Here is a 19312-nt window from a genome sequence, read left to right on the forward strand (position 1 = left end):
CCTTCTTCTTAAAATTCTAAGCCGTTTTCACGTGCAGCTTCAGCTAACGCTTTAACACGTCCATGATATAAGTAACCGCCACGGTCGAATACAACAGATTTAATGTTCTTTTCAGTAGCGCGTTTAGCGATTGTTTCACCGATCAATTTAGCAGCTTCAACGTTTCCAGCTGTTCCATTGAAATCTTTGTCCATAGTTGACGCACTTACGATTGTTACACCTTGTGTATCATCGATAAGTTGAGCGTATAAGTGTTTATTAGAACGGAATACATTTAAACGAGGACGTTCAGTAGTACCCGTGATTTTTGTACGAACACGTGCATGACGTTTCTTACGAACTTGATTTTTGTCTTGTTTCGTAATCACAGTAGTCACTCCTTTCTAATGCGCAATGCATTATTTACCTGTTTTACCTTCTTTGCGGCGTACAACTTCACCTTCATAGCGAATACCTTTACCTTTGTAAGGCTCAGGTGGGCGAACTTGACGGATGTTAGATGCTAATGCACCAACGCGTTCTTTGTTAATACCGCGAACGATAATTTTTGTATTAGAAGGAACTTCAACTTCAAGTCCATCTTCAGGAGTGAATTCAACTGGATGAGAGTACCCTACGTTAAGTACAAGTTTCTTACCTTGTAATTGTGCACGGTAACCAACCCCAACTAATTCAAGTCCACGTGCAAATCCTTCAGAAACACCAGTAATCATGTTTGCTAATAAAGCACGAGTTGTGCCATGGATTGTACGGTGTTCTTTAGAATCTGAAGGACGAACTAAAGTAATAACATTACCTTCTTGTTCAATCTTGATATCTTGGTTAAAAGAATTTGTTAATTCACCTTTTGGTCCTTTAACGATCACAGTGTTATCAGCGTTAACTGTTACTGTAACGTTAGCAGGAACCTCTATTGGTTTTTTACCTACTCGAGACATTTTGTTGCACCTCCATTCGTTTGTTGATTATTACCAAACGTAAGCTACGATTTCTCCGCCAACTTGTTTAGCGCGAGCTTCTTTATCTGTTAATAAACCATTTGAAGTAGAAACTAAAGCAATTCCTAAACCGTTCAATACTCTAGGTACTTCGTTTGTTTTAGCGTAAACGCGTAGACCAGGTTTTGAAATACGTTTCAAACCAGTAATAACGCGCTCGTCATTTTGACCATATTTTAAGAAGATGCGGATGATTCCTTGTTTGCTATCTTCTACATATTCAACATCACGTACGAAACCTTCGCGTTTTAAAATTTCAGCGATTTCCTTTTTCATGTTTGAAGCAGGAACTTCTAATTTCTCGTGACGAACCATGTTAGCATTACGAATGCGTGTTAGCATATCTGCAATTGGATCTGACATTGTCATTACATTTACCTCCTTCCCAGTTATAGGGGATTACCAGCTTGCTTTTTTAACGCCAGGAATTTGTCCCTTGTATGCAAGTTCACGGAAACAAATACGGCAAAGCTTAAATTTACGATATACAGAGTGCGGACGACCACAACGCTCGCAGCGTGTGTACTCTTGCACTTTGAACTTTGACGTACGTTGTTGTTTAACGATCATTGATTTTTTAGCCACGTTTTCGCCTCCCTTATTTTACTTTTGGAATGGCATACCGAACTGTGTTAATAACTCACGAGCTTCTTCGTCAGAGTTCGCAGTTGTTACAATTACGATGTCCATACCGCGTACTTTCGAAACTTTATCATAATCGATTTCAGGGAAGATTAATTGCTCTTTTACTCCTAGAGTGTAGTTACCGCGACCGTCGAATGCTTTTTTAGAAACACCGCGGAAGTCACGTACACGAGGAAGTGAGATAGAGATTAATTTATCCAAAAAGTCGTACATACGCTCACCACGTAGAGTAACTTTTGCACCGATTGGCATACCTTCACGTAGACGGAATCCAGCGATCGATTTTTTAGCTTTCGTAACTACAGGTTTTTGACCTGAAATAATTTGTAATTCTTCAACAGCAGCATCAAGTGCTTTTGTGTTAGATACAGCATCACCCACACCCATGTTGATAACAATTTTATCAACTTGAGGAACTTGCATTACTGAACTATATTCAAACTTGCTCATTAGAGCAGGAGAAACTTCCTTAAGATACTTTTCTTTTAGGCGGTTCATGTGTGTACCTCCTTTCTCTTTACTTATTTAATAATTTCACCAGATTTTTTCGCAACACGAACTTTTTTGCCATCTTCTACTTTATAACCTACGCGAGTCGGCTCGCCAGTTTTAGGGTCGATTAACATTACATTCGATACGTGAATTGCAGCCTCTTGGCTTACAATTCCTCCTTGCGGATTAGCTTGGTTGGGCTTAATGTGTTTTTTGATGATGTTTACACCTTCAACTAAAACACGGTCTTTCTTCGGGTAAGCAGTTAGGATAACACCTGTTTTCCCTTTGTCTTTACCTGAGATCACCATTACTTTGTCGCCTTTTTTAACATGCATTCTGTCGCACCTCCTTGATTGGCACTTTCATGATAATTAAAGAACTTCTGGAGCTAAAGATACGATTTTCATGAAGTTGCTGTCACGTAGTTCACGCGCAACAGGTCCGAAAATACGAGTTCCACGCGGTCCTTTATCGTCTTTGATAATAACGCACGCGTTTTCATCAAATTTGATATAAGTTCCGTCTTTACGGCGTACGCCGCTTTTAGTGCGAACGATAACAGCTTTAACTACGTCACCCTTCTTGACAACGCCACCTGGTGTTGCTTTCTTAACTGTACATACGACGATATCGCCGATATTAGCAGTTTTACGTCCAGTACCACCAAGTACTTTTATTGTTAAAACTTCACGTGCACCTGAGTTGTCTGCAACTTTCATACGAGTTTCTTGTTGGATCACTTAGGTTACCTCCCTCCGGAAATTAGTAGTTCCGAATTTATTATTAGATAATAACCGCTTTTTCTACAACTTCCAATAAACGGAAACGTTTTGTAGCTGATAGCGGACGAGTTTCCATAATACGGACGATATCGCCGATTTGGGCTACGTTTTGCTCATCATGAGCCTTAAATTTCTTAGAATATTTAACACGTTTACCGTATAATTTATGTTTTTTATGTGTTTCAACTAAAACAGTGATTGTTTTATCCATTTTGTCAGAAACTACACGGCCAGTGTATACTTTGCGTTGATTACGCTCAGTCATGCCTGAAAACCTCCTTTATCAGTTGTTTGCACTGATTTCTCTTTCGCGAATTACAGTTTTCATACGTGCAATCGCTTTACGAACTTCACGAATGCGAGCTGTGTTTTCTAATTGACCAGTCGCCAATTGGAAGCGAAGGTTGAAAAGCTCTTCTTTCAGTGATTTTACCTTTTGTTCTATTTCTGCAGTAGTAAGTTCACGGATGTCATTAGCTTTCATTAGATTCACCACCAATTTCTTGACGTTTAACTATTTTACACTTAATAGGAAGCTTATGAGACGCTAAGCGCAATGCTTCGCGAGCTACCTCTTCAGATACGCCAGCAATTTCAAACATAATTTTCCCTGGTTTAACGACTGCTACCCAACCTTCAGGAGCACCTTTACCGGATCCCATACGAACCTCAAGAGGCTTTTTCGTATAAGGTTTATGCGGGAATATTTTAATCCATACTTTACCGCCACGTTTCATGTAACGTGTCATAGCAATACGAGCTGATTCAATTTGACGACTTGTAATCCAGCTAGCTTCAGTTGCTTGTAAACCAAATTCACCGAAAGCTATTTCTTTACCGCCTTTTGCTTCACCACGCATTTTCCCACGGTGTTCGCGACGATATTTAACGCGTTTAGGCATTAACATATTATTTGCCTCCTTCCTCAGAGTTCTTCTTAACTGGAAGGACTTCACCACGATAGATCCATACTTTAACGCCTAACTTACCATAAGTTGTGTCAGCTTCAGCATGTGCATAATCAATATCTGCACGTAGTGTATGAAGTGGTACAGTTCCTTCGCTGTAATGTTCAGCACGCGCGATGTCTGCTCCGCCTAAGCGTCCAGATACTTGAGTTTTAATACCTTTAGCGCCAGAACGCATTGTGCGTTGAATTGCTTGTTTTTGAGCACGACGGAAAGATACGCGGCCTTCTAATTGACGTGCGATACTTTCTGCTACTAATTTAGCATCAAGGTCAGCTCTTTTAATTTCTACGATGTTGATGTGTACACGCTTGCCAGTGATATCGTTTAAGTGTTTACGAAGTGCTTCGACTTCAGTACCACCTTTACCGATTACCATTCCTGGTTTCGCAGTGTGAATTGTAATGTTTACACGTTTAGCAGCACGCTCGATTTCTACTGTAGAAACAGAAGCATCTTTTAAACGAGTTTCAATGTACTTACGAATTTTTAAATCTTCATGAAGTAAGTTTGCATAGTCTTTGCCAGCGTACCATCTTGACTCCCAGTCACGAATGATCCCAACTCGCAATCCTATTGGATGAACTTTTTGACCCACGAATTATCCCTCCTTCTTCTCAGATACCACTACCGTAATGTGGCTTGTACGTTTGTTGATAGCACTTGCACGACCCATCGCACGTGGACGGAAACGTTTTAGTGTTGGACCTTCATCAACAAATACTTCAGAAACAACTAGGTTGTTAATATCTAAATCATAATTGTGCTCTGCGTTCGCAATAGCAGATTTTAAAACTTTCTCAACAACAGGTGATGCTGCTTTTGGTGTAAGTTGTAAAATTGCAACTGCCTCGCCAACTTGCTTACCTCTGATTAAATCAACGACTAATCTTACCTTACGAGGAGCAATGCGCACTGTTTTAGCAATAGCTTTTGCTTGTGACATTTGAATGACCTCCTCTCAAATTAGCGTCTTGTTTTCTTATCATCTGCACCATGACTTTTATAAGCGCGTGTTGGTGCAAACTCGCCTAGTTTATGACCTACCATATCCTCAGTCACGTATACAGGAACATGTTTACGTCCGTCATATACAGCGATAGTTAACCCGATAAAAGTTGGGAAAATTGTTGAACGGCGAGACCAAGTCTTAATCACTTGTTTTTTCTCAGAATCCTTTTGTGCATCGACCTTTTTCAATAAATGATCGTCTGCGAAAGGTCCTTTTTTCAAGCTACGACCCATGCTGAAACCTCCCTCCGTGATTGCACCACGGCTCGTTCTTTGAACCGTAGTAAAACCACTTTATTTTTTACGACGACGAATGATAAGTTTGTCGGATTTGTTTTTCTTGCTACGAGTTTTGTATCCAAGAGTTGGTTTACCCCATGGAGACATTGGAGACTTACGTCCGATTGGAGTACGTCCTTCACCACCACCATGTGGATGGTCGTTCGGGTTCATTACAGATCCACGTACAGTTGGGCGTTTACCTAACCAACGATTACGACCTGCTTTACCGATGTTTACAAGTTCGTGTTGTTCGTTTCCTACTTCACCGATAGTAGCGCGGCAAACTCCTAGGATTAAACGTACTTCACCAGATTGTAAACGTACGATAACGTACTTACCTTCTTTACCTAATAATTGAGCAGATGTACCAGCAGAACGAACTAACTGACCACCTTTACCAGGTTTCATTTCGATATTATGGATAGTAGTACCCATTGGGATGTTTTGCAATGGAAGTGCATTACCTGCTTTAATATCAGCTTCTGGTCCTGACACGATTGTCATTCCCACTTCTAAGCCTTTAGGAGCTAGGATATAGCGTTTTTCCCCATCAGCATAATTTACTAATGCGATGTTTGCAGAACGGTTTGGATCATATTCAATAGTAGCAACACGTGCTGGAATACCGTCTTTGTTTCGTTTGAAATCAATTACGCGGTATTGGCGTTTGTGTCCACCACCATGATGACGAACAGTAATTTTACCTTGATTGTTACGGCCGCCTTTACGCTTAACAGGAGCAAGTAGTGATTTCTCAGGCTTGTTCGTTGTGATTTCAGCGTAATCAAGTGAAGTCATGTTACGACGTCCGTTTGTCGTTGGTTTATACTTTCTAATCGCCATTTTATTCCCTCCTTCTTGATTATTAATTCCTTATATAAGGATTAAATTTCGAATAACTCGATTTCTTTGCTGTCTTGAGTTAATGTAACAATCGCTTTACGACGTTTGTTAGTAAACCCACCAAATTTACCTACGCGTTTGAATTTACCTTTGTAGTTCATGATGTTAACTTTTTCAACATCTACTCCAAAGATTTCTTCTACTGCATATTTAACTTGAGTTTTGTTAGCGCGAGTGTCCACTTCGAAAGTGTACTTTTTATCTGCCATTACTTCAGAAGAACGCTCGGTAATGACCGGACGTTTAATAATATCACGTGCTTCCATTATCCAAGCACCTCCTCTACTTTTTCTACTGCAGCTTTAGTCATCACTAATTTATCGTGACCAACTAAATCTAAAACGTTAATGCCTGTTGCAGACACAACTGTGATTCCAGGGATGTTACGAGCAGCTAATGCTACGTTTTCATCTAAATCAGCAGTTACTACTAACGCTTTTTTATTGATTGAAAGGTTAGTTAACACTTTCACGAATTCTTTTGTTTTTGGAGCATCAAATGCTAAACCTTCAAGTACTACGATGCTTTCTTCACGCACTTTAGATGAAAGAGCTGATAGAAGAGCTAGACGACGTACTTTCTTAGGTAATTTATAGCTATAGCTACGTGGAACTGGACCGAATACAGTACCACCACCACGCCATTGTGGAGAGCGGATCGAACCTTGACGAGCACGACCTGTTCCTTTTTGCTTCCATGGTTTACGACCACCACCAGCTACTTCAGAACGATTTTTCACTTTATGATTACCTTGACGTAGTGAAGCACGTTGAGAAATGATAGCTTCAAATAGCACAGATTCGTTTGGTTCAATTCCGAAAACTTTATCGTTTAACTCGATTTCACCAACAGAAGATCCTGCTTGATTGAATAAAGACACCTTTGTCATTCCTGTTTCCTCCTTTCTTCAGAGAATTATTTCGATTTAATAGCAGCCTTAACAACTACTAGTGATTTACGAGAACCAGGAACATTACCTTTTACTAATAGTAGGTTACGTTCAGCATCCACTCTTACGATTTGTAAGTTTTGGATTGTTACTGTGTGCCCACCCATTTGACCAGGTAATTTCTTTTGTTTGAATACACGGTTCGGAGCAACTGGCCCCATTGAACCTGGACGACGGTGGTAACGAGATCCATGGGCCATTGGTCCACGAGATTGTCCGTGGCGTTTAATAACACCTTGGAAACCTTTACCTTTAGTAATACCTGTTACATCAATTACATCGCCTTCTGCAAAACTTTCTACGTTGACTTCTTGACCAACCTCGTAATTAGCTGTATCCAAGCCGCGGAATTCGCGGATGAAGCGCTTAGGAGCGGTGCTAGCTTTGGCTACGTGTCCTTTAGCAGGTTTGTTAGAAAGCTTTTCGCGCTTATCTTCAAAACCTAACTGAATTGCTTCGTATCCGTCTGTCTCAGCAGTTTTCTTTTGAAGTACTACGTTTGGAGTAGCTTCAATAACTGTTACAGGGATTAAGTCACCGTTCTCAGCAAATACTTGCGTCATACCGATTTTTCTACCTAAGATTCCTTTGGTCATCCGTCACACCTCCTATAATAATTTGTTGTTTTTTATCTTTTACCATTAAAGTTTGATTTCTATATCAACGCCAGATGGTAAGTCAAGCTTCATTAACGCATCAACAGTTTGTGGTGTTGGGTTAACGATATCGATAAGACGTTTATGCGTACGCATTTCGAATTGCTCACGAGAATCTTTATACTTATGAACAGCACGAAGAATCGTATACACAGATCTTTCAGTCGGAAGTGGAATCGGACCCGATACACTTGCACCTGAACGTTTAGCAGTTTCTACAATTTTCTCAGCAGATTGATCCAGGATTCTGTGATCATACGCTTTTAAACGAATACGAATTTTTTGTTTTGCCATTATTTTCCCTCCTTTTCGCCTATTTTCTAGACATTCTCCACGAAAATTTTCCGTACACTCGCCATGGCAAAGCGGCCGGGTGTGTCGGTAACCTCTCGTTTCATCGCAGTCAAAGACCAACATTCAACATTATATCCAATAAAAATAGAATATGCAAGTCTTTTTCTCAAATTCTTTTTATATGCTTCAACTTTATATATATTCATTTAAACAATACATTTTTTAGCCGTTTTCTAGTATATAAAATTATCACTAAAAATACAAATGAAATGAATGGTAGAAATCCCTGTCCACGAGTGTCATCTATAAAGAGTTTGATACTTCTTCTCATCAAAAGAAAAAGAGCTCACTTAGGAGCTCTCTCTTCTATAGTATATATACAATTCCAAACCAGCTAAAAATGATTAGTGGGATATTATAGCAAATAAATGTAGGCACTACTGTATCCCATATGTGATTATGCTGTCCGTCAACATTTAACCCAGCAGTTGGTCCAAGCGTGGAGTCGGATGCTGGCGATCCAGCATCTCCTAGTGCACCAGCTGTTCCTATTAGAGCTATAGTGGCTAAAGGACTTAACCCCAGCTCTAATGCCAAAGGAACAAAGATAGCTGCAATAATTGGAATCGTAGCAAAAGAAGAACCAATCCCTAAAGTTACGATTAAACCAATTACTAGCATTATTAAAACAGCCAAGCTTACGTTTCCTTCTAAAAGTTGTGCAGATGTCTCTACTAGACTTTCTATGTGTCCCGTTGAACTAATAACTGCAGCAAACCCATTTGCCGTAATCATTACAAAACCTACAAAGGCCATCATTCTCATACCTTCTGTTAATAGTAGGTCCGCTTCCTTCCATTTTAACGCTCCTGTAATATACAGCACTGTGATACCAGCTAAAGCCCCAGCTATCATTGAATCAGTCGCAATTTGGACATACAAGGCAGCAATCAAGGAAATGATAGTGAAAATCACACTACTAACTTTAACGTTCAGTTGTAATTCTTCTACATCCACTTCCTGTTGTTTGTATTGTCTTGGCTTTCTATATAATACAAACGCCATAACTAGTCCTGCCACCATTCCTAGGGCTGGTATTACCATTGCTTGAGGAATATCATTTAAATTGATTGCTAGACCAGATAAACCCATCTGAGTAGCTACGATCTCTTGGTAGATTGCACCGAAACCATATGGCAGCAACATGTATGGTGTAATCAATCCAAACGCTAAAATAGTTGCAATCAATCTACGGTCAATCTGAAGCATATTTAATACTTTCAAAATTGGCGGAACTAATAATGGGATAAATGCGATATGAATCGGGATTAAATTTTGCGAGAATATAGCCATCATCAGTAATAACAAGAATATTAATGTCTTAGCTAGACCAGTCTTCTGGGAATCCCCTTCTCTTCTTACAAGCTTAAGAATAGCTGCTACTAATAGCTCTGGTATTCCTGTCTTGGAGATAGCCACCGCAAAGCCTCCTAAAAGCCCGTAGCTAAGCGCTATTGTAGCTCCAGCACCTAATCCGCCCGTAAACGCTTCTATCGTTTCTGCGACCGATAAGCCTGCTGTGAGGCCTCCTACCAATGCACCTATAATCAATGAGAATACTACATTTATACGAAGTAGACTCAGAACTAACATAACTGTAACTGCCATTAGTACTGCATTCATTTTACACACTCACTTTCACACACTAGATTGCTAATATGATAGAAGTTTATATTCTTTTTTCTATAATGTCAATAGAATATACTATGCCAATAGTTAACATCCAAGCATTTTACAGTAGCCCACTAGCTTCTATATAAAAAAAAGCCTGACCTCCAATTGGAAATCAAGCTTTTTCTTATAAAGCAGCTTTGACTACTTTTCGATAGTACCCTGCAGAAAGAATTGCAAAGATGGAGTATAGAACAATATATATACCCATCGTGATCAATAAGGGAGCTACCAACTCGGTGCCAAATAAAATCCACCCCGATTTTACTGCAAAATAACTGTGTGCTAACCCTATGATTAATGGAAAGCCGAAGTTGAACAGCTGTTTACGTCGGATTCCACTCATAATTTCATTAGTAGTGAAGCCCATTTTTCGTAAAACTTTATAGGTACCTTTCTCTTCATCTGCCTCAGACATTTGCTTGAAGTACAGAATACTACCCGTAGCTATTAAAAACGCTAAGCCTAAAAATCCACTTATAAAAATAGTCATTCCAAGTGAGTCTAACATCTTTATACGATAATCTTCCTGAGATTCTACACTGATTGTGTTTGTTGCTCGGTCATTACCTGGAATAGGTATTTCAACTGACACTTTATTGGCTTCAAACACTTCTTGCGCCTTTATTAATTGATTTTCTTCCTTCAAATCCATACCAACTATTTTTTGATTCACAGTAAGAGGGTCATTAAGTAGCTTTTGAAAAAAAGAATCGGACACTACAACTGTAAATAAACCATAATTATGATAATCCGGTACTAACCGATCTTCCATCGCTTCTTTAATAAATATTTCCTCTTTTCCTGTAGAAGTATTGAACTGGATAGGTTTTTGTGATTCTATTCTTATGTTTTCTGCACTCAAACTATCATAACCCAGTATATAGCCTTCCCCTTCTTGTAATTGAATATTAGGAAGCTTATTTTGAATCGCATTAAGGCTTACAACTTGTATACCTAGCTCGGTGGATAAATTTTTATTTAATGCAGACTCCTTGACTAATAATGGGCGAACATCTGCTGGAACCTCTAGTAAATCTATATCATACCTGGTATATTGAATACCTTCTTTATCAAATTCCTCGACCAATTCGAAGCCAGTATCCTCATACATTATATAATCATAAGGTACTGCCTCTTTTGCTACTGAATCTGTGGAATAGTAAGAGATATAGGTTAATGTTAATATTGCTAGCGTAGTCGCTGACAATACTGTAATAGTAGTCAGAGACATGGCATTAGCCTTCATTCGGTGCATGATTGTGGATAAAGACAATACATCTTGAATAGACAGTAAACCTTTTTTACTTTTTCTTACAAAATTTAAGATTAATGCTACCGAGAATCGAAATACAAAATAGGTTCCGCCAATCGTTAAAGCAAGGATAGAAACCATTTTGAATAACAGTACATTAGCAGATGGTAAGTTATCCAAATCTAATAGTGTCGTCGATAAATAATAGCCATATCCTATAGAAATCAACCCTATAAATCCTAAAAACATCTGAAAGGCATTAAACTTTTTGACTCGCTCGTCTGCGACTGCAGTAGTTGTAATGAGAGCTAGCAGAGTTACTCTTTTGATTCTTATTGCAGTTTGTAGAATAACTATCAATAATAGTACGGAGAAAACAACTACAGTAGTCATTAGTGCTTCTATAGAAAATGTGAGCTCGACAAATGCATCCTTTTCTACTATTTTTAAGAGAATCATGACAAATATTCTGGAGGAAAGTAAACCTACTAATACACCAATGACAATCGCACTGAACCAGAGAATAATGTTCTCTATTGCTATTAGTCTAGCCACTAGGCTCTTGGACATTCCGACTAGCTGGTACAAGCCTATTTCCTTGCTCCGTCTGTTCATAAAAAGCTTATTAGCATAGAGTACAAAGAAAGTTACAATAAATAATAATAAATAGGAAGCTGTTTCTAATGCAGCTGCTGATCTTCCAGTCCCGATTTCATTAACGATTGCGGGATTATACTGTAATGTGACAAAGGAATAATATAATGAAACACTGAAGACTAAAGCAAAGACATAAAGATAATAACTCTTTATATTTTTCCTCATACTTCTTAGAACTAATTGATTAAGCGTCATAGCCATCACCACTTAATACACCTTGGGTATTCATGATCTCTTGGAAAAATTGCTTGCGATCCTTATCACCTTTATACAACTCCGAGTATATTTGACCGTCCTTTAGAAATAGAACACGTGTACAAAAGCTCGCAGCTACAGAATCATGCGTTACCATCATAATCGTAACTTTCTTTTCTTTGTTTATTTTTTCTAGATTACTTAACAACGCCGTAGCCGATTTAGAATCTAAAGCTCCAGTGGGCTCGTCTGCAAATACAATTGAAGGATTACCAACTAGTGCTCTTGCCGCCGATGTTCGTTGCTTTTGTCCACCAGATATCTCATTAGGATATTTGTTTAGAATATCTTCAATTCCTAACAGAGTTGTAATCTCCCTTATCTTTTCCTCCCCCTCGCTCTTAGAGGATTTTCCTACAGATAATGGTAGGTAAATATTTTCTTTAACTGTTAGTGTATCCAACAAATTATAATCCTGAAAGATAAAACCTAACTGTTCTCTTCTAAATTTGGAAAGCTTCTGTTCTTTCATTTTTTGAAGATTATTATTGTTAATCTCGATTAATCCAGATGTAACTTTATCAATGGAAGCTAAGACATTTAATAGCGTTGTTTTCCCTGAACCCGAAGGTCCCATAATTCCAACAAACTCTCCTTCTCGAACTTCTATGTCAATATCCTTTAATACTTCCTGAGTATTAGATTTTTTACCAAATACTTTTTTAATCTTGCGACCTCTTAAAATTACCATGGTCTACCTCCTACCTTTTATTAACTTCATTTTACCCATTAATTTAAGTAAAATCGTTCGTTTTAGGTGACAATCAAAGAAAGTAGATGACATTTTCGTCACCTACCTAGTATTTGTTGCATCTCATTTTGTAGTGGAAAGTGTAAGGAGAAGGTAGAACCCTGACCGATATCAGAAACAACGTTGATCCTGATCCCTAGCTTTTCAGCGGAATTCTTTGCTAAGTATAGACCCATTCCAGTTGAAGCAGCACTCTCTCGGCCAACCCTACCAGTAAAAGACTTTTCAAAAATTCTTGGCAAATCCGATTGCGCGATTCCTACTCCTTCATCTTGAATAGAAAGGATTAGGTGGCCTAAATCATCTGTAGAAGTAAAAATTCGAATTTCACTATTTTCATTACTATATTTCACTGCATTCGATATTAGCTGCCTTAGAATAAACGCTAGCCATTTCTGATCTGTTAGTATGACGTTTTCCAAGTCGCTAACCTCAAACCCTATATTTCGTTGTATACACCATGGCATCAACTCTTTAATTTCCTGAAATACTACTCTTTGTATAGTTACTTCCTCGATTACATTATCCTTTTCAATTGAAGGAAGTCGTGTTTTATGAAGCTGTTGATCTAAGAGCATATGCAGTCGAAGCCATTCTACTTCTAATTGCTTCTTAAGTGTTGGATCTTCTACATTGTCTATCATTAGTTTCATACTGGTTAGCGGTGTCTTCATCTCATGTATCCAGGAAAGAGTTTGATCCTTCTCTTCAAGAGAACTGGTATTGGAATCATTCAGTTCTTGTTTTCCGGTTAAAATTAGTACTTCTACCTCTTCTATAATCATTTTATCAAAAAGTGATTGTCCTTCTGGTAGTCTTGCTATAAGCTCATCGAAAGTCGGGTCACCCTGATTAATCTTTAAAATACTTTTTATAAACTTTGTTTCCCTAAAGTATCGCCATAAAAAGAATACTAAAAATAAAAGTAGGTTGGTACCATTCAAGTACACAATCGAAGTATTGGTAAAGGCAACGTCAACCGTCAGGAGAATATTGAGCCAAAGCTGGAAAAAGCCAAAAAATAAAATCCAGGCAATTCGCTCTCTAATATAATATAACAGTAACCTCATAGCTCCTCCTTAGTAACAGCTAGATAGCCTAATCCCTTCTTCGTTACAATAACCTCATCTAATCCAATTTGTTCTAACTTTAACCGCAATCTATTAACATTTACAGAAAGAGTATTATCATTTACAAACTTTTCATCGTCCCATAGCTTTCTCATGAGTTCATCTCTCGATACTATTTTATCTACAGATTGGACTAATACTCTAAGGATAAATAACTCATTCTTTGTAAGTTCAGCCTCTTGTTCCTCTTTGGAAATTGTACTTCTAGAGTAATCAATAATTGCACCATTCCAATGAACGATATCTGACTGTTCCTCTCCATAATCATACGTTCTTCTTAAAATAGCTTGAACCTTTGCTAATAAAACCTCCATATTGAAAGGCTTTTGAACAAAGTCATCCGCCCCCATCTGCATGGCCATGACCATATCCATTGGGTGATCTCGTGAGGAAAGAAATATAATAGGTACTTTAGAATGTCTTCGAATTTCTCGGCACCAATGGAAACCATCATATGCTGGCAGCTGTATATCTATCATAACTAACTCGGGTTTCTGTTCTAAAAAACTAGGAAGTACTTGTTGAAAATCAGTAGGGCCTATAACTTCAAATGACCATAGATGAAATTTTTCCTTTAATAAATTAAATATAGAAACATCATCTTCTATTAGCATAATTTTTCGCATATAATTACCTCCTAAACCCAGTGTACACAATTATACACATAAAAAAAACCATCTCGTCGTCACGAGATGGTTTTAACAGTTTAAATAAGATTACTTAGTGATAGTAGCAACTACACCAGCGCCTACAGTACGTCCACCCTCACGGATAGAGAATTTAGTACCTTCTTCGATAGCGATTGGAGAGATTAGAGAAACAGTCATTTCGATGTTATCTCCAGGCATAACCATTTCTACGCCTTCTGGTAAGTTACAAACACCTGTTACGTCAGTTGTACGGAAGTAGAACTGAGGACGGTAGTTTGAGAAGAATGGAGTATGACGTCCACCCTCTTCTTTAGAAAGAACATAAACTTCAGCTTTGAAGTCTGTGTGTGGTGTAATTGAACCTGGTTTAGCTAATACTTGACCACGTTGGATCTCTTCACGAGAAACCCCACGAAGAAGAGCACCAATGTTGTCGCCAGCTTCTGCATAGTCAAGAAGTTTACGGAACATTTCAACACCTGTTACAGTAGTTGATTTCGCTTCTTCAGAAATACCGATGATGTCTACAACGTCACCGATTTTAACTTGTCCACGCTCAACACGTCCAGTAGCAACTGTACCACGACCAGTGATTGAGAATACATCCTCAACTGGCATCATGAATGGTTTGTCAGTTTGACGTTCTGGTGTTGGAATGTAGCTATCTACAGCGTCCATTAATTCAACGATTTTTTCTTCCCATTCTGGCTCTCCTTCAAGAGCTTTAAGAGCAGAACCTTTGATTACTGGAATGTCGTCGCCTGGGAAATCGTATTCAGAAAGAAGGTCACGAACTTCCATTTCAACTAATTCAAGTAATTCTTCGTCGTCTACCATGTCACATTTGTTCATGAATACAACTAGGTATGGAACACCTACTTGTTTAGATAAAAGAATGTGTTCACGAGTTTGTGGCATTGGGCCATCAGCAGCAGATACTACTAAGATCCCGCCGTCCATTTGAGCTGCACCTGTGATCATGTTTTTAACATAGTCAGCATGCCCTGGGCAGTCTACGTGAGCGTAGTGACGAGTGTCAGTTTCATATTCAACGTGAGAAGTGTTGATTGTAATTCCGCGCTCTTTTTCTTCAGGAGCGTTATCGATGTCAGCGTAAGATTTCGCTACTCCACCCATTTTTTTAGAAAGAACTGTAGCGATTGCAGCAGTTAAAGTTGTTTTACCATGGTCAACGTGTCCGATTGTACCAACGTTAGCATGTGTTTTGGAACGGTCAAATTTTTCTTTAGCCATTAGAGAAATCCTCCTCAGTAATTGTTAGTTTTTTTTATGATAAAAGATAGGGACAAGTAGTCCCTATAATTCATACACTACAAGAAAGTTATGCTTGAATCAAGATGAAAAATTAATTATTCACCTTTATGTTTTTTGATAATTTCTTCAGCAATTGATTTTGGAACATCTTCATAGTGGTCAAATACCATCGAGAATACTCCTCGACCTTGTGTATTTGAACGTAATGACGTTGCATATCCAAACATTTCAGCAAGTGGAACCATTGCACGTACTACTTGTGCGTTACCACGAGCGTCCATACCTTCAACGCGTCCACGACGAGATGTGATATCACCCATGATGTCTCCTAAATATTCTTCAGGAATAACAACTTCTACCTTCATGATTGGCTCAAGAAGTGCAGGGTTTACTTTAGATACAGCATTTTTCAATGCCATAGATGCTGCAATTTTAAATGCCATCTCATTCGAGTCAACATCATGGTATGATCCGTCGAATAATTTAGCTTTGATATCGATTAATGGGAATCCAGCGATTACCCCGTTGTCAAGAGAGTCACGAAGACCTGCTTCAACAGCTGGGATATATTCACGTGGTACTACCCCACCAACGATAGCATTTTCAAATTCAAAGCCTTTTCCTTCTTCGTTTGGTGAGAATTCAATCCAAACGTGTCCGAATTGACCACGTCCACCAGATTGGCGAACGAATTTACCTTCAACTTGTGCCGATGAACGGAAAGTTTCACGGTAAGATACTTGAGGAGCACCTACGTTAGCTTCTACTTTGAATTCGCGACGCATACGGTCAACTAGAATATCAAGGTGAAGTTCACCCATACCAGCGATGATTACTTGACCAGTTTCTTGGTCAGTGTGTACGCGGAATGTTGGATCTTCTTCAGCTAATTTTTGTAGAGCTTGACCCATTTTATCTTGGTCAGCTTTTGTTTTAGGTTCTACTGAAAGTGAGATAACTGGCTCTGGGAATTCCATAGACTCAAGAATTACTAGAGATTTTTCATCACAAAGTGTGTCACCAGTTGTTGTATCTTTTAAGCCTACTGCTGCAGCGATATCTCCAGCATAAACTTGTGAGATCTCTTCACGAGAGTTAGCATGCATTTGTAGGATACGTCCTACGCGCTCACGCTTACCTTTAGTAGAGTTTTGTACATAAGAACCAGATTGAAGAGTACCAGAGTATACGCGGAAGAAAGTTAATTTACCAACGTAAGGGTCAGTCATAACTTTAAACGCTAACGCAGAGAATGGTTCAGAATCGTCAGAGTGACGTTCTACTTCTTCTTCGCTATCTGGATCGATACCTTTCATAGCTGGAATATCAAGTGGTGATGGAAGGTAAGCAACTACTGCATCAAGAACTTTTTGAACACCTTTGTTTTTGAATGCTGTACCACATACTACTGGGTAGAATTCTACGTTAAGGGTACCTTTACGGATACCAGCAACTAATTCTTCGTTCGTAATTTCTTCTCCACCAAGATATTTTTCCATTAGATCTTCATCAAGCTCAGCTACCGCTTCAACTAGTTTTTCACGGTATTCTTCAGCTTGTGCTTTATATTCTTCTGGAATTTCAACTTCTTGGATATCAGTACCTAAGTCGTTTCCGTATAAAGTAGCTTTCATTGACACTAGGTCGATGATTCCGCTGAATTCATCTTCAGCACCAATTGGTAACTGAATTGGGTGAGCGTTAGCTTGTAAACGGTCACGAAGAGTTCCTACAGAATATAAGAAATCCGCACCTGTTTTGTCCATTTTGTTTACGAAAACAATACGTGGTACGCCATAAGTTGTAGCTTGACGCCATACTGTTTCAGTTTGTGGTTCAACACCAGATTGAGCATCTAGTACTGTAACCGCACCATCAAGTACACGAAGTGAACGTTCAACTTCAACAGTGAAGTCTACGTGTCCAGGTGTATCGATAATATTTACACGGTGATTATCCCAAGCAGCTGTTGTCGCAGCAGAAGTGATAGTGATACCACGTTCTTGCTCTTGCTCCATCCAGTCCATTTGTGAAGCACCCTCATGAGTTTCCCCAATTTTGTGGATTTTACCAGTGTAGTATAGAATACGCTCCGTAGTAGTCGTTTTACCAGCATCGATGTGAGCCATGATACCGATATTACGTGTTTTTTCTAAGGAGAACTCTCTAGCCATATTGTATTTCTCCTTTCAATTTCGGATTAGAGTATGATTGTATTAGAATCTTACCAACGATAGTGAGCAAATGCTTTGTTAGCTTCCGCCATTTTATGCATATCTTCACGTTTCTTAACAGAAGCACCAGTGTTGTTAGATGCATCAAGAATTTCATTAGCTAAACGCTCTTCCATAGTTTTTTCTCCACGAAGACGTGAATAGTTTACTAGGTAGCGAAGACCTAAAGTATAACGACGGTCAGGACGTACTTCAACCGGTACTTGGTAGTTAGCACCACCAACACGACGAGCACGAACTTCAAGAACTGGCATAATGTTAGTTAATGCAGCTTCAAATACTTCTAATGCATCTTTACCAGAACGTTCTTTCACAAGATCAAACGCACCGTATAGAATTTTTTGAGAAGTACCTCTTTTACCGTCAATCATCATTTTATTAATTAAACGAGTTACTAGTTTCGAATTATATATTGGATCTGGTAACACGTCACGTTTGGAAACAGGACCTTTACGAGGCATGTGTTTTCCTCCTTTCGACGAATGTCAATTTATTAAATAGATTATTTTTTAACTTTAGGGCGTTTTGCACCGTATAGAGAACGGCTTTGCATACGACCAGTAACACCAGCTGTGTCAAGAGCACCACGTACGATATGGTAACGTACCCCTGGTAAATCTTTTACACGTCCTCCGCGGATAAGTACAACACTATGTTCTTGTAGGTTGTGCCCTTCTCCTGGAATATAAGCTGTTACCTCTAACGTATTTGTTAAACGTACACGAGCGTATTTACGAAGTGCTGAGTTTGGTTTTTTCGGCGTCATTGTCCCAACACGAGTACAAACCCCACGCTTTTGTGGCGAGTTTAGATCTGTAGCAGATTTTTTAAAGCTATTGTAGCCTTTTCCTAATGCTGGAGACTTTGATTTCGTGATGTTGGATTTACGAGGCTTACGTACCAATTGGTTAATTGTAGGCATCGATTATTCCTCCCTTCATTTGTTCTTTTAATACCACACATCCAGGTGGTTCATTTTTTGGGTAAAAACAAAGTCTTTGTGCTTCACACAAAAACTGTTACACAGTAATAGCCACAACGGAAGCGCCTAAACGCAATCCACAGGCTCTACCAAGGTCTATTTTAGACTCGACATAGGTAATTGGTACATCATTTTCTGTTGCTGTCTGACGTGCTAATTCAATGATTCTCAATTCTACATCAAGTGCAATATATACTTCTTTGACAAGCCCTTTTTTCATTGCTTTTACTGCTTGCTTTGTACCTATGATCGTTTTGTCTGCTTGTTTTACTTTTTCATAAGACATTTACATATCCTCCAAAGCTACAAGTCCGATAACTATCAACCTTAAATATATTATCATTCCCTGCAAAAAGTGTCAACACTTAACAAGAAAATATTAGGGAGAATTATTATTAACTCTCCCTAA

The 19312-nt window shown here is 38.8% G+C and carries 28 protein-coding genes; all 28 read right to left on the reverse strand.

The window, feature by feature from the left end; translation table 11 throughout:
- Window positions 1-8 precede the first annotated feature (8 nt).
- The 28 genes from rplR to HF876_RS07135 all read right to left on the reverse strand — a co-directional run bounded on the left by rplR (window position 9) and on the right by HF876_RS07135 (window position 19189).
- A complete protein-coding gene (rplR, locus tag HF876_RS07000; protein ID WP_169359354.1) occupies window positions 9-368 on the reverse strand; it encodes a 50S ribosomal protein L18 in 360 nt (119 codons plus the stop codon).
- Between the two features lie 30 nt (window positions 369-398).
- Complete coding sequence (gene rplF, locus HF876_RS07005; RefSeq protein ID WP_169359355.1) at window positions 399-938, reverse strand: 50S ribosomal protein L6; 540 nt, start codon at window positions 936-938, stop codon at window positions 399-401.
- A 30-nt stretch (window positions 939-968) separates the two neighbouring features.
- Complete coding sequence (gene rpsH, locus HF876_RS07010; RefSeq protein WP_169359356.1) at window positions 969-1367, reverse strand: 30S ribosomal protein S8; 399 nt, start codon at window positions 1365-1367, stop codon at window positions 969-971.
- 30 nt (window positions 1368-1397) lie between these two features.
- Entirely contained in the window at window positions 1398-1583 is a 186-nt protein-coding gene (gene rpsN, locus HF876_RS07015; protein WP_169359357.1) for a 30S ribosomal protein S14, read from the reverse strand.
- Window positions 1584-1601: 18 nt separating this feature from the next.
- Window positions 1602-2141: a 50S ribosomal protein L5 gene (gene rplE, locus HF876_RS07020; protein WP_169359358.1), complete on the reverse strand. Its 540-nt coding sequence runs from the start codon at window positions 2139-2141 to the stop codon at window positions 1602-1604.
- Window positions 2142-2164: 23 nt separating this feature from the next.
- Window positions 2165-2473, reverse strand: a complete 309-nt coding sequence (gene rplX / locus HF876_RS07025) for a 50S ribosomal protein L24 (RefSeq protein WP_169359359.1) — start codon at window positions 2471-2473, stop codon at window positions 2165-2167.
- Window positions 2474-2509: 36 nt separating this feature from the next.
- The gene (gene rplN / locus HF876_RS07030; protein WP_053591327.1) at window positions 2510-2878 is read right to left on the reverse strand and encodes a 50S ribosomal protein L14; all 369 of its coding nucleotides are present in this window, start codon (window positions 2876-2878) and stop codon (window positions 2510-2512) included.
- Window positions 2879-2921: 43 nt separating this feature from the next.
- The gene (rpsQ, locus tag HF876_RS07035; RefSeq protein ID WP_169359360.1) at window positions 2922-3185 is read right to left on the reverse strand and encodes a 30S ribosomal protein S17; all 264 of its coding nucleotides are present in this window, start codon (window positions 3183-3185) and stop codon (window positions 2922-2924) included.
- Window positions 3186-3203: 18 nt separating this feature from the next.
- Window positions 3204-3404: a 50S ribosomal protein L29 gene (gene rpmC / locus HF876_RS07040; protein ID WP_053591325.1), complete on the reverse strand. Its 201-nt coding sequence runs from the start codon at window positions 3402-3404 to the stop codon at window positions 3204-3206.
- The gene (rplP, locus tag HF876_RS07045) at window positions 3394-3828 is read right to left on the reverse strand and encodes a 50S ribosomal protein L16 (protein WP_144540987.1); all 435 of its coding nucleotides are present in this window, start codon (window positions 3826-3828) and stop codon (window positions 3394-3396) included. Before rplP ends, rpmC begins: the two co-directional genes overlap by 11 nt.
- Before the next feature lies 1 nt (window position 3829).
- Window positions 3830-4486 carry a 30S ribosomal protein S3 gene (gene rpsC / locus HF876_RS07050; RefSeq protein WP_169359361.1) on the reverse strand — a complete coding sequence of 219 codons (657 nt, stop codon included), beginning with the start codon at window positions 4484-4486 and terminating at the stop codon, window positions 3830-3832.
- A 3-nt stretch (window positions 4487-4489) separates the two neighbouring features.
- On the reverse strand, window positions 4490-4834 hold the full coding sequence (gene rplV / locus HF876_RS07055; protein ID WP_144540983.1) for a 50S ribosomal protein L22: 345 nt from the start codon (window positions 4832-4834) through the stop codon (window positions 4490-4492).
- Window positions 4835-4854: 20 nt separating this feature from the next.
- Window positions 4855-5133, reverse strand: a complete 279-nt coding sequence (gene rpsS / locus HF876_RS07060; RefSeq protein ID WP_090567829.1) for a 30S ribosomal protein S19 — start codon at window positions 5131-5133, stop codon at window positions 4855-4857.
- A 60-nt stretch (window positions 5134-5193) separates the two neighbouring features.
- Entirely contained in the window at window positions 5194-6024 is an 831-nt protein-coding gene (gene rplB / locus HF876_RS07065) for a 50S ribosomal protein L2 (protein ID WP_169359362.1), read from the reverse strand.
- 41 nt (window positions 6025-6065) lie between these two features.
- Window positions 6066-6350: a 50S ribosomal protein L23 gene (gene rplW, locus HF876_RS07070; RefSeq protein WP_169359363.1), complete on the reverse strand. Its 285-nt coding sequence runs from the start codon at window positions 6348-6350 to the stop codon at window positions 6066-6068.
- A complete protein-coding gene (rplD, locus tag HF876_RS07075) occupies window positions 6350-6973 on the reverse strand; it encodes a 50S ribosomal protein L4 (RefSeq protein ID WP_169359364.1) in 624 nt (207 codons plus the stop codon). Before rplD ends, rplW begins: the two co-directional genes overlap by 1 nt.
- A gap of 26 nt (window positions 6974-6999) precedes the next feature.
- Window positions 7000-7629, reverse strand: coding sequence for a 50S ribosomal protein L3 (gene rplC, locus HF876_RS07080; protein WP_144540976.1), 630 nt, complete (start codon window positions 7627-7629; stop codon window positions 7000-7002).
- Between the two features lie 45 nt (window positions 7630-7674).
- Window positions 7675-7983, reverse strand: coding sequence for a 30S ribosomal protein S10 (rpsJ, locus tag HF876_RS07085; RefSeq protein WP_042478628.1), 309 nt, complete (start codon window positions 7981-7983; stop codon window positions 7675-7677).
- A 366-nt stretch (window positions 7984-8349) separates the two neighbouring features.
- Entirely contained in the window at window positions 8350-9666 is a 1317-nt protein-coding gene (locus tag HF876_RS07090) for a Na+/H+ antiporter family protein (protein WP_169359365.1), read from the reverse strand.
- 175 nt (window positions 9667-9841) lie between these two features.
- Complete coding sequence (locus HF876_RS07095; protein WP_169359366.1) at window positions 9842-11821, reverse strand: ABC transporter permease; 1980 nt, start codon at window positions 11819-11821, stop codon at window positions 9842-9844.
- Window positions 11811-12572, reverse strand: a complete 762-nt coding sequence (locus HF876_RS07100; protein ID WP_169359367.1) for an ABC transporter ATP-binding protein — start codon at window positions 12570-12572, stop codon at window positions 11811-11813. The genes HF876_RS07095 and HF876_RS07100 overlap by 11 nt, the downstream gene beginning before the upstream one ends.
- A 98-nt stretch (window positions 12573-12670) precedes the next feature.
- Entirely contained in the window at window positions 12671-13702 is a 1032-nt protein-coding gene (locus HF876_RS07105; protein ID WP_169359368.1) for a sensor histidine kinase, read from the reverse strand.
- Window positions 13699-14388 carry a response regulator transcription factor gene (locus HF876_RS07110; RefSeq protein WP_169359369.1) on the reverse strand — a complete coding sequence of 230 codons (690 nt, stop codon included), beginning with the start codon at window positions 14386-14388 and terminating at the stop codon, window positions 13699-13701. Before HF876_RS07110 ends, HF876_RS07105 begins: the two co-directional genes overlap by 4 nt.
- A gap of 90 nt (window positions 14389-14478) precedes the next feature.
- The gene (gene tuf, locus HF876_RS07115; protein WP_169359370.1) at window positions 14479-15666 is read right to left on the reverse strand and encodes an elongation factor Tu; all 1188 of its coding nucleotides are present in this window, start codon (window positions 15664-15666) and stop codon (window positions 14479-14481) included.
- A gap of 116 nt (window positions 15667-15782) precedes the next feature.
- Complete coding sequence (fusA, locus tag HF876_RS07120) at window positions 15783-17861, reverse strand: elongation factor G (RefSeq protein ID WP_169359371.1); 2079 nt, start codon at window positions 17859-17861, stop codon at window positions 15783-15785.
- A gap of 50 nt (window positions 17862-17911) precedes the next feature.
- Window positions 17912-18382, reverse strand: coding sequence for a 30S ribosomal protein S7 (gene rpsG, locus HF876_RS07125; protein ID WP_169359372.1), 471 nt, complete (start codon window positions 18380-18382; stop codon window positions 17912-17914).
- A 41-nt stretch (window positions 18383-18423) separates the two neighbouring features.
- Complete coding sequence (gene rpsL, locus HF876_RS07130) at window positions 18424-18843, reverse strand: 30S ribosomal protein S12 (protein ID WP_169359373.1); 420 nt, start codon at window positions 18841-18843, stop codon at window positions 18424-18426.
- 97 nt (window positions 18844-18940) lie between these two features.
- On the reverse strand, window positions 18941-19189 hold the full coding sequence (locus HF876_RS07135; RefSeq protein ID WP_169359374.1) for a ribosomal L7Ae/L30e/S12e/Gadd45 family protein: 249 nt from the start codon (window positions 19187-19189) through the stop codon (window positions 18941-18943).
- Window positions 19190-19312: the final 123 nt, after the last annotated feature.

Source organism: Psychrobacillus sp. BL-248-WT-3, from assembly GCF_012843435.1.
Classification (GTDB): Bacteria; Bacillota; Bacilli; order Bacillales_A; family Planococcaceae; genus Psychrobacillus.

What these genes read in the sequence shown, in the direction of transcription:
- tuf (WP_169359370.1), bottom strand. Translation starts at nt 15,666, where the DNA reads ATGGCTAAAGAAAAATTTGACCGTTCCAAAACACATGCTAACGTTGGT.
- rplW (WP_169359363.1), bottom strand. Translation starts at nt 6,350, where the DNA reads ATGGAAGCACGTGATATTATTAAACGTCCGGTCATTACCGAGCGTTCT.
- HF876_RS07100 (WP_169359367.1), bottom strand. Translation starts at nt 12,572, where the DNA reads ATGGTAATTTTAAGAGGTCGCAAGATTAAAAAAGTATTTGGTAAAAAA.
- HF876_RS07135 (WP_169359374.1), bottom strand. Translation starts at nt 19,189, where the DNA reads ATGTCTTATGAAAAAGTAAAACAAGCAGACAAAACGATCATAGGTACA.
- HF876_RS07105 (WP_169359368.1), bottom strand. Translation starts at nt 13,702, where the DNA reads ATGAGGTTACTGTTATATTATATTAGAGAGCGAATTGCCTGGATTTTA.
- rpsS (WP_090567829.1), bottom strand. Translation starts at nt 5,133, where the DNA reads ATGGGTCGTAGCTTGAAAAAAGGACCTTTCGCAGACGATCATTTATTG.
- HF876_RS07090 (WP_169359365.1), bottom strand. Translation starts at nt 9,666, where the DNA reads ATGAATGCAGTACTAATGGCAGTTACAGTTATGTTAGTTCTGAGTCTA.
- rplV (WP_144540983.1), bottom strand. Translation starts at nt 4,834, where the DNA reads ATGTCACAAGCAAAAGCTATTGCTAAAACAGTGCGCATTGCTCCTCGT.
- rplP (WP_144540987.1), bottom strand. Translation starts at nt 3,828, where the DNA reads ATGTTAATGCCTAAACGCGTTAAATATCGTCGCGAACACCGTGGGAAA.
- rpsJ (WP_042478628.1), bottom strand. Translation starts at nt 7,983, where the DNA reads ATGGCAAAACAAAAAATTCGTATTCGTTTAAAAGCGTATGATCACAGA.
- rplD (WP_169359364.1), bottom strand. Translation starts at nt 6,973, where the DNA reads ATGACAAAGGTGTCTTTATTCAATCAAGCAGGATCTTCTGTTGGTGAA.
- rpsG (WP_169359372.1), bottom strand. Translation starts at nt 18,382, where the DNA reads ATGCCTCGTAAAGGTCCTGTTTCCAAACGTGACGTGTTACCAGATCCA.
- rplC (WP_144540976.1), bottom strand. Translation starts at nt 7,629, where the DNA reads ATGACCAAAGGAATCTTAGGTAGAAAAATCGGTATGACGCAAGTATTT.
- rplB (WP_169359362.1), bottom strand. Translation starts at nt 6,024, where the DNA reads ATGGCGATTAGAAAGTATAAACCAACGACAAACGGACGTCGTAACATG.
- rplE (WP_169359358.1), bottom strand. Translation starts at nt 2,141, where the DNA reads ATGAACCGCCTAAAAGAAAAGTATCTTAAGGAAGTTTCTCCTGCTCTA.
- rplX (WP_169359359.1), bottom strand. Translation starts at nt 2,473, where the DNA reads ATGCATGTTAAAAAAGGCGACAAAGTAATGGTGATCTCAGGTAAAGAC.
- rpsH (WP_169359356.1), bottom strand. Translation starts at nt 1,367, where the DNA reads ATGACAATGTCAGATCCAATTGCAGATATGCTAACACGCATTCGTAAT.
- rpsL (WP_169359373.1), bottom strand. Translation starts at nt 18,843, where the DNA reads ATGCCTACAATTAACCAATTGGTACGTAAGCCTCGTAAATCCAACATC.
- HF876_RS07095 (WP_169359366.1), bottom strand. Translation starts at nt 11,821, where the DNA reads ATGACGCTTAATCAATTAGTTCTAAGAAGTATGAGGAAAAATATAAAG.
- HF876_RS07110 (WP_169359369.1), bottom strand. Translation starts at nt 14,388, where the DNA reads ATGCGAAAAATTATGCTAATAGAAGATGATGTTTCTATATTTAATTTA.
- fusA (WP_169359371.1), bottom strand. Translation starts at nt 17,861, where the DNA reads ATGGCTAGAGAGTTCTCCTTAGAAAAAACACGTAATATCGGTATCATG.
- rpmC (WP_053591325.1), bottom strand. Translation starts at nt 3,404, where the DNA reads ATGAAAGCTAATGACATCCGTGAACTTACTACTGCAGAAATAGAACAA.
- rplF (WP_169359355.1), bottom strand. Translation starts at nt 938, where the DNA reads ATGTCTCGAGTAGGTAAAAAACCAATAGAGGTTCCTGCTAACGTTACA.
- rpsQ (WP_169359360.1), bottom strand. Translation starts at nt 3,185, where the DNA reads ATGACTGAGCGTAATCAACGCAAAGTATACACTGGCCGTGTAGTTTCT.